A 15391-nucleotide genomic window follows, 5' to 3' on the forward strand; every position below is an offset into this window, starting at 1 on the left:
TAACCAATCAATAATCGACTTTTCAATGCATGGAAGGTCAAAAGCATGCTTACTTCTGTAACTCTTAGTAAAAAATCTACCGATCCTTTTCAATGAATCTTTCGTAGCACTTGCTTCACATCAAAAAGACCGCCGAGAGAAGTTGTTTCCCGAAGGTCAACTTCTTTCGTCGGTCTGTCCCATCTCTAATAAAAGAGATAAGTGATCAAGAATCTAAGCTGGTTTCTTAGATCATTTCCGTACGGTTGGTATTCAATTCGCTGATTTTCCCAGTAGCAAGATACACGATCCATTCACAAATATTCGTTACGTAGTCACCGATACGTTCTAGGTACTGAGCAACAGATAAATAATCGGTTCCACTAACAACGGTTTCCGGGTTTTCTTTCATACTCTCGATCGTTTTGTAATAGATGTCTTTGTAATACTCATTGACCCGATCATCCATTTGGGCGATCATACGGGCATCTTCTTGGTCGGTTTTTACATAGGCAACTAAAACATTATCGACCATTTTCTTGACATAATCCGACATATCAGAAATTTCTTTTTCGATTTCGGCGATCCGTGTTTCACCTTTGACCCGAATCGTTGACTTCGCGATCGATACTGCATGGTCTCCCATTCGTTCCAAGTCAGAGCTGGCTTTCATTACAGTGATGATCATTCGTAGATCGGTGGTTACTGGTTGTTGCAAAGCAATCATTTCAAAGCTCTTTTTCTCCAATCGAACTTCCATATTGTTGATCGCCAAATCATTTTCGATCACTTCTTGAGCAATTGCTTTATCATGTCTAACATATGCTCGTACGGATTTGTGGATCGCACTGCTGACTAGCATACCCATCTCATAAAATTGATTGTGTAGATTTAATAATTCTTCTTCAAACTGTGTACGCAACATCCCTTTTCCTCCTAACCAAATCTTCCTGAGATATAATCTTCTGTTTCTTTTTTGCTTGGACTTAGGAACACTTTTTTCGTGTCATTGAACTCGATCAAGTTGCCGTCCAAAAAGAACGCGGTTTTATCTGAGATTCTTGAAGCTTGTGACATGTTGTGAGTCACGATGATCATGGTATAGCGTTCTTTCAGTGCCAAAAGGGTATTCTCGATTTTCCCAGATGAAATTGGGTCTAACGCACTGGTTGGTTCATCCAGCAAAATGATTTCTGGATCGACAGCCAATACCCGAGCGATACATACCCGCTGCTGTTGTCCACCGGATAAAGATAGCGCACTTTGGTGAAGCTTGTCTTTGACATCTTCCCAGACAGACGCTGCTTTCAGGCTTTCTTCCACTGTTTTATCAAGAATCGCTTTGTCGGTGACTCCTTTTAATTTTAACCCATAAATCACATTTTCGTAAATTGAAAAGGGAAATGGATTCGGTTGTTGAAAAACCATCCCGATTTCTTTACGCAAATCAACGATGTCTTGCTTCGGACTATAAATGTCTTTCCCTTTATAGACAACACTTCCTGTAATTGTCACACCAGGGATCAAATCATTCATTCGATTAAGAGAACGCAAGTAGGTCGATTTCCCACAACCTGAAGGTCCGATCATCGCAGTGATCTCGCCTTGTTTGATGGAAAGGTCGATTCCTTTTAATGCTTCTTTTTTTCCGTAGTATAAATGCAGATCTTTCGATGTAATAATTTCTTCTGCCATTGTTTTGCCTCCGTTTACTGATCGAATCGGCTCAGCCAAAGTGACCGGATACGTAATCTTCTGTTGCTTTAATTTTTGGACGAGTAAATATCTTACGGGTCTCATCGTACTCGATCGCATTTCCTAAGTAGAAAAAGGCAGTATAATCGCTGATCCGAGCAGCTTGTTGCATATTATGGGTCACGATGATGATTGAATAGTCGTTTTTCAAGTTGATGAGGGTTTCTTCCACTGTCCCGGTCGAGATGGGGTCAAGGGCGCTGGCTGGTTCATCTAGAAGTAAGATATCTGGTTTCATCGCAATGGCTCGAGCGATACACAGACGTTGCTGCTGTCCACCAGACAATGCCAAAGCACTTTTGTCTAAACTGTCTTTTACTTGATCCCAAAGAGCCGCTTGTTTCAAGCTGGTTTCGACTGCTTCATCCAATTTCTTTTTGTTTCTTTCTCCATGACGGCGTAAAGCAAAGGCGATATTGTCATAGATCGATTTACTGAAAGGATTTGGTCGTTGGAAAACCATGCCGATACGCTTGCGCATTTCGAAGACATCGACTTCTTTTGTATTGACGTCGACTCCTTTATACATGATGTTTCCTGTGACTCTCGTGTTTGCGATCCCGTCATTCATTCGATTCAAAGAACGCAGATACGTTGATTTACCGCAACCGGAAGGTCCGATCAATGCGGTGATTTTGTTTTTTTCAAATTGTAGATCAATGCCTTTGATGGCTTCATTTGATCCATACCATACATGCAAGTCAGTGGTATAAAGCGCCACATCTTCTGGTTTATCGAAGGTAATGATATTTCGATCATCCCAATTGTAATCGTTCATACTGTCATTCTCCTTATGCTGACGTCATTTTCTTGTACAACCGTTTGCCAGCTGCACGGGCGCCAAAGTTAAATAGCAAGACGGCAATGATCAATACCGCCGAAGCCCCGGCTGAAACTTGCGCGCCATCAGGCATCGTACCTTCTGTATTGATTTTCCAAATATGGACTGCTAGCGTCTCCGCTTGTCGGAAAAGACCGATCGGGCTGGAAACACTCAATGGATTCCAGTTTGTAAAATCAAGGGCCGGTGCACTTTGTCCTGCAGTGTAGATCAGCGCTGCCGCTTCACCAAAAATCCGACCAGAACTTAGAATGACCCCAGTCAAAATCCCTGGTGTTGCTTCTGGAACAATAATACGTGTGACAGTTTCCCAACGTGATAAGCCTAAAGACAAGCCCGCTTCACGCTGCGTGTAATGAATCGCTTGTAGAGATTCTTCCACATTTCTCGTCAATAGTGGCAAATTAAAGAAAGTCAATGCCAAAGCACCTGAAATGATCGAAAAGCCATAACCAAACTGGATAACAAAGACTAAGAAACCAAAGAGACCGACAACCACAGAAGGCAGTGAACTCAAGATTTCGATTGATGTCCGAATGATATCCGTCAACCAGTTTTTCTTTGCATATTCGGATAAGTAGATCCCTGCTCCTAAAGAAATCGGGAAGCTAATGATCATTGTTACTAAAAGCAAGTAAAGGGAATTGAACAATTGGATGCCGATCCCGCCACCTTCTTGGTACGCTTTTGAAGAAGAAGTCAGAAACTCCCAATTGATATGGGGAACCCCCCGAACCAAAATGTACAGTAATAAGGAAGCCAAAATCAATACAATGATGCCAGCAACGGCATACAAGACGCCGGTAGCAATTTTATCTGAACGTTTCGCATTCATTATTTCAAGGCTCCTTTCTTCCCAATAAAGCGAATCACAATGTTAAACAGTAAGGACATCAATAACAAGATCAAGGCTAATGACCACAAGACATTATTTTGGACTGTCCCCATGATCGTATTTCCGATACCCATCGTTAGGATAGAAGTCAATGTTGAAGCTGGTGTCACTAAGCTAGTTGGCATCAATGCCGCATTACCGATAACCATTTGGATCGCCAATGCTTCCCCAAATGCGCGAGCCATTCCGAAAACAACCGCTGTTAAAATACCAGGAACAGCTGCTCGTAGAACCACTTTGTAAATCGTCTGCCAGCGCGTTGCACCTAAAGCTAACGAAGCTTCACGGTAATGCCGAGGGACTGCCCGCAGCGCATCGACCGTCATCGTAGTCACTGTCGGTAAGATCATGATAAACAGGACAAAGGTCCCCGCCAAGATCCCAAACCCAGTACCGCCAAAAACGGAGCGGACTGCTGGTACAACGACAGACAAACCGATAAAACCATAAACTACAGAAGGAATACCGACTAAAAGTTCGATAACCGGCTGCAAGATCTTCTCTCCGTTACGAGGGGAAATCTCCACCATAAAGACGGCTGCACCAATGGCAAAAGGTGTTGCAACGATTGCTGATAGGAAGGTTACGAAGAACGAACCAAGAATCATCGGTAAAGCACCAACTAAAGGTTGGCCATCAGGACCCACAGCACTTGGATTCCATTGGGTACCAAACAAAAAGTCAAACACATTGACTTTGTCTACAAAGAATGTCGCTAATCCTCGGCTAGCAACGAAATAAAAAATGGAGATCACAACCAATACAATCAACGCGATACATAGAAAGCTGACCAGCTTTCCTCTTTGCTCCATTCTTGCGCGCTTAGATTTTTTTGTTAACACTTCTTTTACATTTTCCACGAGGGTTCCTCCTCAAAAATCAAACTAAACTCATAAACATTAGTTTATCGGTTCAACATCAATTTCTGTTAAAGCTTGTGTAAATTTTGTGTAAAGATTATTCGACAATGTTGCCTTCCCAGTCTCTTTCCACCTGCATGATCGAGATTGGAATATAGCCTAGATCGCCAACGATATGCTCTTGGACTTCGTCAGAAAGCATATATTCTAAAAACTCAGCAGTTAATCCGGTTGGTTCTCCTTTTGTATACATATGCTCATACGCCCAAACTTTCCAATCATTCGTCGTCACATTTTCAATCGTAGGTTCAACACCATCAATTGAAAGGACATTGACTTCATCGGTCACATAAGAAAATGCAACGTAGCTAATAGCCCCTGGTGTATCAGAAACGATCGAGCGAACCATCCCACTAGAATCTTGCTCTTGGGAAGGAATTGCTGTTTCACCATCCATGATCCATTTTTCAAACGTGCTTCTCGTACCACTACCGGTCGCCCGGTTCAATAAAACAATGGGTAGATCATTGCCGCCGACTTCGCTCCAATTGGTGATCTTTCCTAGGAAGATATTTTTTAAATCTTCTGTAGAGATATCTGTGATTCCGACCCCTTTGTTAACGATCGGTGTGATACCCACCGTTGCGACCCGGTGGTCAACGAGGGCATCCGCATCGATTCCCGGCTTTTCTTCTGCAAACAAATCAGAATTCCCGATATCGACTGCGCCTGCTTGGACTTGACTTAATCCGGTTCCACTTCCGCCCCCCTGGACATTAATGAACCGTCCCGGATTTGAATTTTGAAATTCTTCCGCAACTGTTTCTACGAGTGGCTGCAAGGCAGAAGACCCGACTGCTGTGATCGATTCTCCTCGATCTGCCCAGCTTGCACATCCTGAGAGTAAAATAACCAATCCGATGATAGGACTTAGAAGTTTTAATTTTTTCATCATAACGCTCCTTGTACTTTCGAAAGTCATTGATTGTAAAAATCAATTATTTTCATTTTACCATTAGTTGAAATCAATGAAAATTATTATTTGCTTTTTTTTCTGGGACTACGATTGTCCGTTTATTTAAAACGCTTTTTTTCTTTTACAAAATAACTGTTTTGTAAATAAAATGACAGGATTTCTTAATTAAATTACGTGCATCATGAACGTGTACTATGCTATACTGTGAGAGGAAACGTATTTTAAAAGAACATAATTATTAATCTTGCTTCCCCAATCAAGTACAATATGTTGTTATGTTCAGCGTTTTCACGATTTCATCAACATTTCCCCAAAATGTCTGTTGAATCGAAACGGCAGAAAGAAGCATTTCTATGCATCTTCTGCCGTCTTTTTTACTCTAATTCACTTAACCATGATGCCATCTGCTCAATGATGGCTTTTTGCTGTGCTTCATTTGATAAATCAGCAGCTGCCTCTCCTTTTTGTAACCCATAAGTACCAAAGCCAGCATGATTGCCGCCTTCAATTGTTTCGAAAATGGTCGAATCTGGTAGGAAGCTGCGGGCGGCTTGCCAATTTTCTTGATTTACTACTTGATCTTGACTACCTGATAGTGACAACACAGAAATCGATTGATCAGCTAACGAACCTTTTTCATCGGGATAACTTGCAAAGAAAAAGACCCCTTTTAAATCCTTGTCATTTGCGGCCAACTGATTCGCTGCAAAACGGCTTGCCATGACGCCACCTAATGAATGACCACCTATCACATAGGAGTCATGGGGAATTTCTTTCAAAACCGCTTCTGCACGATTGCCTGCTAAAACAGCCATGTTAAAGGGCATTTTAACGATCGCGACAGGATAGCCTTTTTCCGCTAAACCTGCTGCCCATACACTATAGCTTTCCGCATCGACAAGCGCACCAGGATAGAAAATAACCAATGGCTTTTCTTCATCTCCAGCAAAATAAAGGACATTTCTCTCATCATCTGCCTCTTTCGCAGCTGTAACTGCAGCATCCACTGCTGGGTAATGGAGTTGTTGCCAACCGACCCAACCGGCAATAGTTAAAATAACAACGGTGATCAATACACCGATCAAAACTTTTGTTCTTTTTCTCATCATATCCTCCTGCAAAAAAGAAGATCAGGAAAGGATGACAGACGAAACTTACGGGTCCATCATCTCCTGACTCTTTTTACGAATGTTTCCCAATTTTTATCGGTGTGCCAGTGCCAATAGTTCTCGTGCATGTTCGATCGTTAAATCGGTGATTTCTGCACCTGAGAGCATACGGGCAATCTCTGCCACTCGTTCTTCTTTAGATAGTTTACGGACATGGGTTTCCGTCCGTCCTTCTTGAATTGCTTTTTCAATAAAATATTGATTATCCGCTACAGCAGCTACTTGCGGCAAGTGAGTGATACACAAAACTTGCGAATTGGCTGCGATCTTGGCGATTTTTTCGGCGATCGCCTGAGCTACTCGGCCACTAACCCCAGTATCCACTTCATCAAAGACAATGCTGGTGATTCCTTGTTTCCGAGAGAAAATTGATTTGAGAGCCAGTAAGATCCGTGAAAGTTCTCCCCCAGAAGCAACCCGCACTAACGGCTTCATGCCTTCACCGGGGTTGGTGGTCAGATAAAACTCCACAGTATCAAAGCCGCTGCTACTCAATTGTTTTGAGCCAGGTGCGAACCGTACTTCAAACTGCGCGTGTTCCATATACAGCTCTTTTAACTCTTGAACGATTTCTTTTTCTAAACGATGAGCCAATTCACGTCGTTTGACGTGCAAGGCTTCCGCCAACTGCCAAACAGCTTCAGCTTTTTGGGCAAGCTCTTCTTCTAATTGCTCCAACTGACCTTCTGTATAGGCTGATTCGCTGATTTCTTTACTGATCTCATCATAATAAGCTAGGATCACAGGAATCGACTCCCCATATTTGCGCTTCAATTGACGAATCGTTTCCAGCCGTGAAATGACTTCTTCCAGTCGGCCTTCATCTAATTCAAGGTTGTCGACTTGTCGCGAAATATCGGTGGCTGCATCTTGTAACAAGTAATACGCGCTTTGGATCGCTTCACTGATTTTTTCATACGCAGGATCAAGATGGGCGATCGACTGGATCTCTGACAATGCCACACTAACCCCATCTAAACTATTGACTTCCTCAGCTGATAGAGCACCATAGCTTTGTCCCAAGGCATCCACGATTTTTTGATAGTTCGTGAGTTTTTCCCGTTCGTCGATCAGCAGTTCTTCTTCATTTTCCATCAATTCGGCTTGGGCAATCTCTTCTTGTTGAAAGCGCAGCATGTCCATTCGCTGCACATAGAGCTGTTCATTTTCTTGAATGGTTCGGACATGTTTTTCTAAGGAGCGATAGCTTTGATAGGCTTGACGGTAGTCCGCAAGTTCCGCTTTAAAGCTATCATCCCCAAATCCATCCATCAATGCCAAATGTTTTTCCGGTTGCAGCAGCTCTTGATGCTCATTTTGTCCTTGGATATCGACTAAGAATAAACCGATTTGACGCAAAACCGACAAGGTAACGGTTCGACCATTGACACGACAAATATTTTTCCCCGATTGAGAGATATCTCGTTGTACGATCAAAACTTCTTCTTCATCAATACCTAAATCTGCGGTCAACTCTTTGAACTCCTGCTGATTCGGCCATTCGAAGATCCCTTCTAAACGACATTTCTCTGCTCCTTGACGCAAATAGTCGCTGGAACCTCTACCGCCTGCTAGCAAACCCATCGCATCGATAATAATTGATTTCCCGGCACCTGTCTCACCTGTCAGTGCCGTCATTCCCTCATGGAAAGATAAGTGTAAGTTGGAAATAATCGCAAAATTTTGGATCGACAATTCTAAAAGCATCCCTTGCCTCCTCTTCTAAACGTAACGTTGGAAATCCCTGAATAGATTCTCGGTATCTGCTTCTGTTCTAGTGATCATCAAGACGTTGTCATCATCGTTTAACGTGCCAAATAATTCCTTGGCATAACGTTTATCGATTAAATTCGCCAAAGCCGAGGCATTGCCGGGCAGTGTGCGCAGGATCACGAATTTGTCCATTCGATCGACAGAAACAAAAGCCGTTTTTAGGATTTTATCTAGTTTACCACTCACGTCTTCCGTTGTCTCTTGTGGGATACTGTAGCGATAGCCGCCTTTTTGGGAAGGAACTTTCACTAACTTCAATTCCTTGATATCTCTTGATATAGTTGCTTGTGTAACTGAGACGCCGCGATCTTTTAACAACTCCACAAAATCTTCTTGTTTCTGAATATCTTGTTCACTTAACAATCGTGTAATCAAGCGATGCCGTTCTTTTTTTCTCATCTCTTGTTCCTCCTGAATGAATTCCTACTAATTTTATCCTATTTTGCGCAAGAAAGAAAGAGAGCCGACAAGTAAAATGTCCACTCTCTTCCATTCTTTATTTTGGTTGATGAAAGGTCTCATGTGCTGATGCAACAACTTTCGGGATATCGATCCCTGCTGCGGTACCTTCTTGTAGGCTTTTCTTTAAATGTACGATAAACTCGATATTCCCTTCGCCGCCAGTGATGGGTGAAAAACTTAGATTTAATACATCAAATTTTGTTTCTTGCGCAAAGGTGAGTACTTCCTCCAACACTCGTTCATGGGTTTTGGGATCACGTACGATCCCGTTTTTCCCCACCGCTTCTTTACCTGCTTCAAACTGGGGCTTGATTAGCGCCATCACTTCGCCGCCCGCTACCAAAATATCATACAGCGGGGGTAAAATCAGTTTAAGTGAAATAAAAGAAACATCGATCGTAGCGGCATCAGGAAGACCGTCTAAAAAATCAGTTGGTTTTGCATAACGGAAGTTGACCCGTTCCATTACGATCACTCGCTCATCTTGCCGCAGCTTCCAGGCTAACTGATTGTATCCGACATCCAGTGCATAGCTTTTTTTGGCACCATTTTGCAACGCTGCATCAGTAAAACCGCCGGTGGAAGCGCCGATATCTAACATGATTTTATCGGTTACGTCAAAATCAAAGACTTTGAGCGCTTTTTCTAACTTGAGACCACCACGAGAAACATACGGCAGCTTCTTGCCTTTGATCTGTAACAGTGTATCTGCAGCAATTTTTTCTCCCGGTTTATCAAGTCGTTCATTATTTTTTTCTTTGTAAACCAATCCAGCCATCACTCCTCGTTTGGCTTGCTCGCGAGTCTCAAACAGGCCTTGCTGGACAGCTAAAACATCTACTCGTTCTTTCTTCATGCGTTCCCTCGAATCTCAAATCGTTCCACAAATGCCAATAAAACATCCGGCGTAAATTGACCGTATTGACTTAATTGCGCCAGAATTTCTTTAGCCTTGGATAATTCCTCTGTCAACGCTTGTTGCGCCCCTGCTAAGCCAAGCAAAGCAGGATAGGTACTTTTCGCCAACTCGTCATCTCGACGGACAACTTTTCCTAGCTCTTCGGTCGTGCTAGTAGCATCCAACAGATCATCGCGAATTTGAAAGGCTAACCCAATATGCTGGGCAAAGCGATCCAATTCTTGCAGAACTTCTTCCGTCTGGTCGGCTAAGACACCTCCGGCAATCACCGCAAAGCGAATCAATTCGCCGGTTTTCCGTTCGTGAACAGACATCAGTTCCTCCAGACTAAGGGCTTGGTTTTCCCCTTGAATATCAGCTGCTTGGCCGGCGACCATGCCTTGTGTTCCCGCCGCTTTACTCAATTGCTGCAGCAGCAAGACTTTTTGATTGGCTTCGATTTCCGCCATAGCGACTAATTGAAATGCAGCCGTCAAAAGACCATCTCCAGCTAAAATCGCTAAAGCTTCACCAAAAACCTTATGGTTGGTGGGTTTGCCTCGGCGCAGATCATCGTTGTCCATAGCAGGCAGATCGTCATGGATCAGCGAATAGGTATGCACCATTTCTAAGGCTGCCGCACACTGGTACACCGCGGTATTGATTGGTTTGTGAAAAGCGGCGACTGTTGCAGCCAATAAAAGCGGACGAATGCGTTTGCCGCCGGCTTGGATCGAATACTGCATGCTTTCAAACAATCGTTGATCAGAGGTGTGTTCTTTGACAAAGCGTTCCATGACTTCTTCAATCAAAGAGGCGTGCGCTTTTGTGAATTCGGTTAAGGCACTCATTGGTTTTCCTCTTCAAAAGGCACTTCTTCGTTGGATTCAGTCATCATTTTTGTTAAGGACTTTTCCGCTTTACTCAAAGTATCCTTGCATTGCTTGCTCAAAACCATGCCTTTTTGAAAAGCATCTAACGCTTCTTCCAATGGAACATCGCCTTGTTCCAAACGGGTTACGATTTGTTCTAATTCTTGTAATGATTCTTCAAATGTTGGATTTGCCATGATTAACTCCTTCTGTACTAATAACTTCGACAAGTGCTTGGCCATCTTGGTAATGGATCGTCAACTGATCTTCTGGCTCGATCGCATCAATCGATTTGATCACCTGCTCATTTTTCGTGGTATAGCTGTAGCCCCGACCCATGATTTTTAGTGGGCTTAGCAAATCAAGGGATTGGACTGCATTTGCAAATTGATTTTCTTTTGCTGCATAGATATCTTTCATGGCTTTGGTTAAGCGTTGGGAAAGATAACTGACCTCTTGGTTGCTGGCTTGTAATCGCGCTTTTGGTTGTTGTTGTGCCAACCGTGAAATCAATTGCTGTGCATGGCGATCCTTGTCATAAAGCAAAGTTTGTAAGCCTTGCTGCATCCGCTGCTGCAACTGATCGAGTTTGATCGACTGTGCCTCATACAAGCGCTCTGGTTGACGAAAAACATACGATCCAATCACTCGCTGATATCGCTCTTGTTTGTACTGGATCTGGTGCATAAATGCTTGCTCTAATCGGGCTTGTCTTTCTTCGATCCGCAAAATCTCCTCCGACAGCACTGGCACCGCTAATTCGGCAGCGGCGGTCGGGGTTGCCGCCCGCACATCCGCCACTAAATCGGCAATCGTCGTATCGGTTTCATGCCCCACTGAAGAAATAATGGAGGTTTTTGCATCAAAAATGGCTCTTGCCACTCGTTCTTCATTGAAAGGCCAGAGGTCTTCGATCGATCCACCCCCACGTCCGATGATCATAGTATCAAAGGTCCCATCGGCTTCGACTCGTTGGATATTTTTCACCACATCATCCGCAGCTTTGTTGCCTTGTACCACGGTTGGGTACAAAACGATCTGAGCAATGGGGTAACGCCGCTGGGTCGTCGTGATGATATCTCTGATCACCGCCCCACTAGGACTGGTCAAGACTGCGATGCGTTTCGGGTATTTCGGCAATGACTGCTTCGGTGCAGAAAATAATCCTTCCCCTGCCAATTTCTGCTTTAATTGTTCATAGGCTTGATAAAGAGCACCGACACCGTCTGGTTCCATGTGATCGATCACCATCTGGTAATTTCCGCTTGCCTCATACAAAGTGATACGTCCGACCGCCATGACTTTCATGCCCTCTTCTGGTTGAAAGCGCAGCTTGTCAAAAGCGCCTTTGAACATGACGGTCGAAATTTTTGCTCCATCATCTTTCAAACTAAAGTATTGGTGATTGGGGCGACGACGAAAATTAGAGATCTCCCCCGTCAAATAAACCCGCTCTAGATACGGATCGACGTCAAACTTACGCTTGATATATTTTGTTAATGCGGTCACCGTTAAATATTCTTGCGCCATTTAGTTTTTCATTGTCTCCTTTGCTGCCTCGATCGTTTGGGCCATCAACATCGTGATCGTCATTGGTCCTACACCTCTAGGTACTGGGGTGATATAGCTAGCGATCGGTTCAACTTCATCAAATTTGACATCACCGATCAACTTGCCATTGGCATCCCGATTCATTCCTACATCGATCACCACAGCCCCTTCTTTTACGAAGTCTTTTGTGACAAAATGACCGCGGCCGATCGCCACGACTAAAATGTCCGCTTGCTTCGCTAACTCAGGCAGATTTTTGGTTTTTGAATGAGCGATGGTCACAGTGGCATTTGCCCCTAAGAGCAAGTGCGCCATTGGTTTTCCGACAATGTTGCTGCGACCGATCACTAAGGCATTTTTCCCTTCCAATTCGATCCCATACGCAGCAAACATTTTCATGATGCCATAAGGGGTACAAGGAATTCGGTCAGGTACACCGGCAAATAATTTTCCTAAATTGATTGGATGAAAGCCGTCGACATCTTTTTCTGGTTTGATGGCTAACAGTACTTTTTCTTCATTGATATGTTTTGGCAAAGGAAGTTGAACCAAAATGCCATGAAAGGCGTCATCGTTATTGAACTGTTCGATTTCTGCTAATAATTCTGCCTCGGTAATGGATTCAGGATAGCGGGCAACACGGGAATTGATGCCGATTTTCGCCGCAGCTAGTTCTTTATTTTTCACATAAGTCTGACTTGCTTTGTCTTCTCCAACAAGCAAAACAACTAATCCCGGTGTCACACCTTGCTCTTTTAGTGATGCTGTCTCTGAAAGAAACGCTGCTTGCATTTTTTCAGCCAATTCTTTTCCATTGATCAATGTACCCATTCTGACAACTCCTCCAACCTGATTATACTGACTTAGTTTGTAAAAAGAAACGCACCAATCGTTTGTCGATCTGCTTCTTCATGTGTTCTATCATAGCATTTTCTGAAAAGAAAAACACCGTCTAACGCTCCCTTTTTTCGGAAAATACGAGGGGAAACCGACAAAGTATGTGCGAAAAAACCGAACGATCAAGCAAGACCGTCAAAACAAGGCGGTTGCTCATAAATCGTTCGGTTTCTGACTCGATCGAAAAAAAGGCTGTGCTCTTTTGATCGATATGGTTAGGGCTGAAAATTACTCACTTACTTGGTTGTTTTTTGTTTCTAGCTCTTGATTGACTGTCGATAAAATACCGTTGACAAACTTTCTTGACTGATCGTCACTAAAAGTTTTCGCTAATTCGATCGCTTCATTCAATGCCACACGATTCGGCACATTATCCACATAGATCATTTCATACAAAGCAATTCGTAAAATCGTCACGTCCATTTTTGATAAACGCTGGATTTTCCAACCGGCTTTTAAATGACTTTGAATGACTTCATCCAAAGCTTCTTTGTAATGACAAACACCTGCCACTAATTGATCTAAATAAACAGGCACAAAATGCTCTTGTTCTTCATCAATCAATTCATGGTGTTCCAACTCGATGGCATGCATGATGGCATCTTGTTTCGTTAAATCTTTGTTAAAGTCTAGTGGAAATAAAGCTTGTAACGCCATTTTCCGTATTTCATGCCGTGATAATTCTTTACTCATTTTCTTCCTCGTCGTTTCCAAATAATTCTTCGATGTCTGGTAAATCTACTTTTTCTGGCACGACTGCCACAACATGAACATTTACTTCAGCCAGTTGCACATCTGTCATAAATAAGACTTGCTGTTTGACCCGTTCTTGGATCTCCATTGCCACTTTAGGCACTGACATCCCATAAGTGATATAGCAGTAGATATCCACTTTGATCCCTGTTTCATCGATCGTTAAGTAGACCCCTTTGCCATGAGCTGCGCGACCTAATAATTCAGTGACACTGTTTGCCAGTGTTCCTCGCATCCCATAGACACCTTCCACTTTAGAAGCAGCGATCCCAATAATGATCTCGATCACTTCTGGCGCGATGACGATCTCGCCTAATTCAGGACTTGCATTTAATACAAGGTTTTTATCTTCATTCATACGTTTTTGCCTCCATTCTAAACAGCTGTACCGTATTGTTTGTAAAAAAATCGCTCGTTTTTTCCGTTTGAAGCAAACCAACGCTTGATTCAATCGATAACATCCATGGCACAGTGTTTCTTCTCGCTCTAAGTTTATCATTTTCTGCACTGAGAATCTATAATAACCCACTATTCTCAATGAATTTTCTGAAAAACAAGGTCGATGAATCAGAGAATGATCAACTCTTTCGGTGAATGTGTCAACACTTTATTGCCCGTTTCGGTGATCAAAAGATCATCTTCGATACGAACGCCGCCAATTCCTGGAAGATAGATTCCTGGTTCATCTGTAATGACGTTTCCGACAACAAATGCTTTATCAGCGCGGAAGGATACATTTGGTCCTTCGTGGATCTCTAAACCAATCCCATGACCTGTTGAATGGCCAAAGGCATCTCCGTAGCCAAAGGAAGCAATGTGATCCCGGGCGATCGCATCTAGTTCAATTCCGGTCATTCCAGGTTTTGCTGCTGCCAAAACTTTTTCTTGTGCTTCTAGTACGATTTGATAGATTTCTTTCAATTTATCGCCAGGATCGCCTACTGCAAAGGTTCTAGTCATATCAGACACGTAGCCTTGATAGTAACAGCCAAAGTCTAACGTGATCAGATCACCTTGTTCAATCACTTTTTCACTGGCAACTCCATGGGGCATTGCTGAACGCAGACCACTAGCCACGATCGTTTCAAAAGATACGCTTGTGGCACCTAATGAACGCATAAAGAAATCTAACTGATTCGCCACTTCGATTTCCGTCATTCCTGGGCGGATCATTTTCAAAATATGTTCAAATCCTTGATCGGCGATATGGCAGGCTTGTTGGATCAATGCGATCTCTTCCTCATCTTTGACTTCCCGCAAAGCCTCGATCATCCCCGATACAGGGGCTAGTGATGATTCCTCGATCAAGTCTTCTAAGACGGAGTATTCAGCAAAGCTGACGAAACTTTCTTCAAATGCTAAGACATTGATTTCTTCATTCTGGCAGATGGTTGCAACTTCTTCAAAAATCGGCCCGCTATTTTTTACGATCTCAAATCCTTGGGCTTGAGCAGCTGCTTGTTCTGTATAACGAAAATCTGTTACAAAAAAGGCTTTGTCTAACGTAATGACTGCTAAACCAGTTGTCCCAGTAAAGTTTGTCAAGTAACGCAAATTGTATGGGCTGGTGATCAAGAACCCATCAATCGAATCTTTTCTCATTGCTTCGCGTAATTTTTCGACTCTTAACATGTATCGTTCCCTACTTTCTTTTTCTATACGATAGTATTATAACAAACTTCCAGAAAAAGCGGAAAGTAAGCGAAAAGT

17 protein-coding genes are annotated in these 15391 nt (G+C 43.0%); all 17 read right to left on the minus strand.

The window, feature by feature from the left end; genetic code table 11:
* Nucleotides 1-226: 226 nt before the first annotated feature.
* Nucleotides 227-904, minus strand: a complete 678-nt coding sequence (gene phoU / locus IGI78_RS09790) for a phosphate signaling complex protein PhoU (protein WP_008378477.1) — start codon at nt 902-904, stop codon at nt 227-229.
* An 11-nt stretch (nt 905-915) separates the two neighbouring features.
* On the minus strand, nt 916-1674 hold the full coding sequence (pstB, locus tag IGI78_RS09795; protein WP_077454322.1) for a phosphate ABC transporter ATP-binding protein PstB: 759 nt from the start codon (nt 1672-1674) through the stop codon (nt 916-918).
* Nucleotides 1675-1705: 31 nt separating this feature from the next.
* Nucleotides 1706-2512 carry a phosphate ABC transporter ATP-binding protein PstB gene (gene pstB / locus IGI78_RS09800; protein WP_005225783.1) on the minus strand — a complete coding sequence of 269 codons (807 nt, stop codon included), beginning with the start codon at nt 2510-2512 and terminating at the stop codon, nt 1706-1708.
* 13 nt (nt 2513-2525) lie between these two features.
* Nucleotides 2526-3410 (minus strand): phosphate ABC transporter permease PstA, encoded by an 885-nt coding sequence (gene pstA, locus IGI78_RS09805; RefSeq protein ID WP_077454323.1) that lies wholly within the window; start codon nt 3408-3410, stop codon nt 2526-2528.
* Nucleotides 3410-4330 (minus strand): phosphate ABC transporter permease subunit PstC, encoded by a 921-nt coding sequence (gene pstC / locus IGI78_RS09810; protein WP_077454324.1) that lies wholly within the window; start codon nt 4328-4330, stop codon nt 3410-3412. The genes pstA and pstC overlap by 1 nt, the downstream gene beginning before the upstream one ends.
* Before the next feature lie 97 nt (nt 4331-4427).
* On the minus strand, nt 4428-5282 hold the full coding sequence (locus IGI78_RS09815; RefSeq protein WP_086292174.1) for a phosphate ABC transporter substrate-binding protein PstS: 855 nt from the start codon (nt 5280-5282) through the stop codon (nt 4428-4430).
* Nucleotides 5283-5680: 398 nt separating this feature from the next.
* Nucleotides 5681-6412, minus strand: coding sequence for an alpha/beta hydrolase (locus IGI78_RS09820; RefSeq protein WP_430617976.1), 732 nt, complete (start codon nt 6410-6412; stop codon nt 5681-5683).
* Between the two features lie 96 nt (nt 6413-6508).
* The gene (gene recN / locus IGI78_RS09825; RefSeq protein WP_144771665.1) at nt 6509-8182 is read right to left on the minus strand and encodes a DNA repair protein RecN; all 1674 of its coding nucleotides are present in this window, start codon (nt 8180-8182) and stop codon (nt 6509-6511) included.
* A 15-nt stretch (nt 8183-8197) separates the two neighbouring features.
* Nucleotides 8198-8647: an arginine repressor gene (gene argR, locus IGI78_RS09830; protein WP_005235362.1), complete on the minus strand. Its 450-nt coding sequence runs from the start codon at nt 8645-8647 to the stop codon at nt 8198-8200.
* A gap of 97 nt (nt 8648-8744) precedes the next feature.
* Nucleotides 8745-9566, minus strand: a complete 822-nt coding sequence (locus tag IGI78_RS09835) for a TlyA family RNA methyltransferase (protein ID WP_086292172.1) — start codon at nt 9564-9566, stop codon at nt 8745-8747.
* The gene (locus IGI78_RS09840; RefSeq protein WP_411415415.1) at nt 9563-10459 is read right to left on the minus strand and encodes a polyprenyl synthetase family protein; all 897 of its coding nucleotides are present in this window, start codon (nt 10457-10459) and stop codon (nt 9563-9565) included. The genes IGI78_RS09835 and IGI78_RS09840 overlap by 4 nt, the downstream gene beginning before the upstream one ends.
* Entirely contained in the window at nt 10456-10677 is a 222-nt protein-coding gene (locus tag IGI78_RS09845; protein WP_005235356.1) for an exodeoxyribonuclease VII small subunit, read from the minus strand. The genes IGI78_RS09840 and IGI78_RS09845 overlap by 4 nt, the downstream gene beginning before the upstream one ends.
* Complete coding sequence (xseA, locus tag IGI78_RS09850; RefSeq protein ID WP_430617977.1) at nt 10658-12010, minus strand: exodeoxyribonuclease VII large subunit; 1353 nt, start codon at nt 12008-12010, stop codon at nt 10658-10660. The genes IGI78_RS09845 and xseA overlap by 20 nt, the downstream gene beginning before the upstream one ends.
* Nucleotides 12011-12862 (minus strand): bifunctional methylenetetrahydrofolate dehydrogenase/methenyltetrahydrofolate cyclohydrolase, encoded by an 852-nt coding sequence (locus IGI78_RS09855; RefSeq protein ID WP_077454331.1) that lies wholly within the window; start codon nt 12860-12862, stop codon nt 12011-12013.
* A gap of 294 nt (nt 12863-13156) precedes the next feature.
* On the minus strand, nt 13157-13621 hold the full coding sequence (gene nusB, locus IGI78_RS09860) for a transcription antitermination factor NusB (RefSeq protein ID WP_005235350.1): 465 nt from the start codon (nt 13619-13621) through the stop codon (nt 13157-13159).
* Complete coding sequence (locus IGI78_RS09865) at nt 13614-14039, minus strand: Asp23/Gls24 family envelope stress response protein (RefSeq protein WP_005225770.1); 426 nt, start codon at nt 14037-14039, stop codon at nt 13614-13616. Before IGI78_RS09865 ends, nusB begins: the two co-directional genes overlap by 8 nt.
* A 209-nt stretch (nt 14040-14248) precedes the next feature.
* Nucleotides 14249-15313: a M24 family metallopeptidase gene (locus tag IGI78_RS09870; protein ID WP_086292167.1), complete on the minus strand. Its 1065-nt coding sequence runs from the start codon at nt 15311-15313 to the stop codon at nt 14249-14251.
* Nucleotides 15314-15391: the final 78 nt, after the last annotated feature.

Origin of the sequence: Enterococcus sp. DIV1767 (genome assembly GCF_050542585.1) — a bacterium.
Lineage (GTDB): Bacteria > Bacillota > Bacilli > Lactobacillales > Enterococcaceae > Enterococcus_D > Enterococcus_D innesii.

Bases quoted from the DNA above. Each gene is read 5' to 3' on its own strand.
- phoU (WP_008378477.1), bottom strand. From the start codon at position 904: ATGTTGCGTACACAGTTTGAAGAAGAATTATTAAATCTACACAATCAA.
- argR (WP_005235362.1), bottom strand. From the start codon at position 8,647: ATGAGAAAAAAAGAACGGCATCGCTTGATTACACGATTGTTAAGTGAA.
- pstA (WP_077454323.1), bottom strand. From the start codon at position 3,410: ATGAATGCGAAACGTTCAGATAAAATTGCTACCGGCGTCTTGTATGCC.
- recN (WP_144771665.1), bottom strand. From the start codon at position 8,182: ATGCTTTTAGAATTGTCGATCCAAAATTTTGCGATTATTTCCAACTTA.
- IGI78_RS09815 (WP_086292174.1), bottom strand. From the start codon at position 5,282: ATGAAAAAATTAAAACTTCTAAGTCCTATCATCGGATTGGTTATTTTA.
- xseA (WP_430617977.1), bottom strand. From the start codon at position 12,010: ATGGCGCAAGAATATTTAACGGTGACCGCATTAACAAAATATATCAAG.
- IGI78_RS09835 (WP_086292172.1), bottom strand. From the start codon at position 9,566: ATGAAGAAAGAACGAGTAGATGTTTTAGCTGTCCAGCAAGGCCTGTTT.
- IGI78_RS09870 (WP_086292167.1), bottom strand. From the start codon at position 15,313: ATGTTAAGAGTCGAAAAATTACGCGAAGCAATGAGAAAAGATTCGATT.
- nusB (WP_005235350.1), bottom strand. From the start codon at position 13,621: ATGAGTAAAGAATTATCACGGCATGAAATACGGAAAATGGCGTTACAA.
- IGI78_RS09840 (WP_411415415.1), bottom strand. From the start codon at position 10,459: ATGAGTGCCTTAACCGAATTCACAAAAGCGCACGCCTCTTTGATTGAA.
- IGI78_RS09865 (WP_005225770.1), bottom strand. From the start codon at position 14,039: ATGAATGAAGATAAAAACCTTGTATTAAATGCAAGTCCTGAATTAGGC.
- IGI78_RS09855 (WP_077454331.1), bottom strand. From the start codon at position 12,862: ATGGGTACATTGATCAATGGAAAAGAATTGGCTGAAAAAATGCAAGCA.
- IGI78_RS09845 (WP_005235356.1), bottom strand. From the start codon at position 10,677: ATGGCAAATCCAACATTTGAAGAATCATTACAAGAATTAGAACAAATC.
- pstB (WP_005225783.1), bottom strand. From the start codon at position 2,512: ATGAACGATTACAATTGGGATGATCGAAATATCATTACCTTCGATAAA.
- pstB (WP_077454322.1), bottom strand. From the start codon at position 1,674: ATGGCAGAAGAAATTATTACATCGAAAGATCTGCATTTATACTACGGA.
- IGI78_RS09820 (WP_430617976.1), bottom strand. From the start codon at position 6,412: ATGAGAAAAAGAACAAAAGTTTTGATCGGTGTATTGATCACCGTTGTT.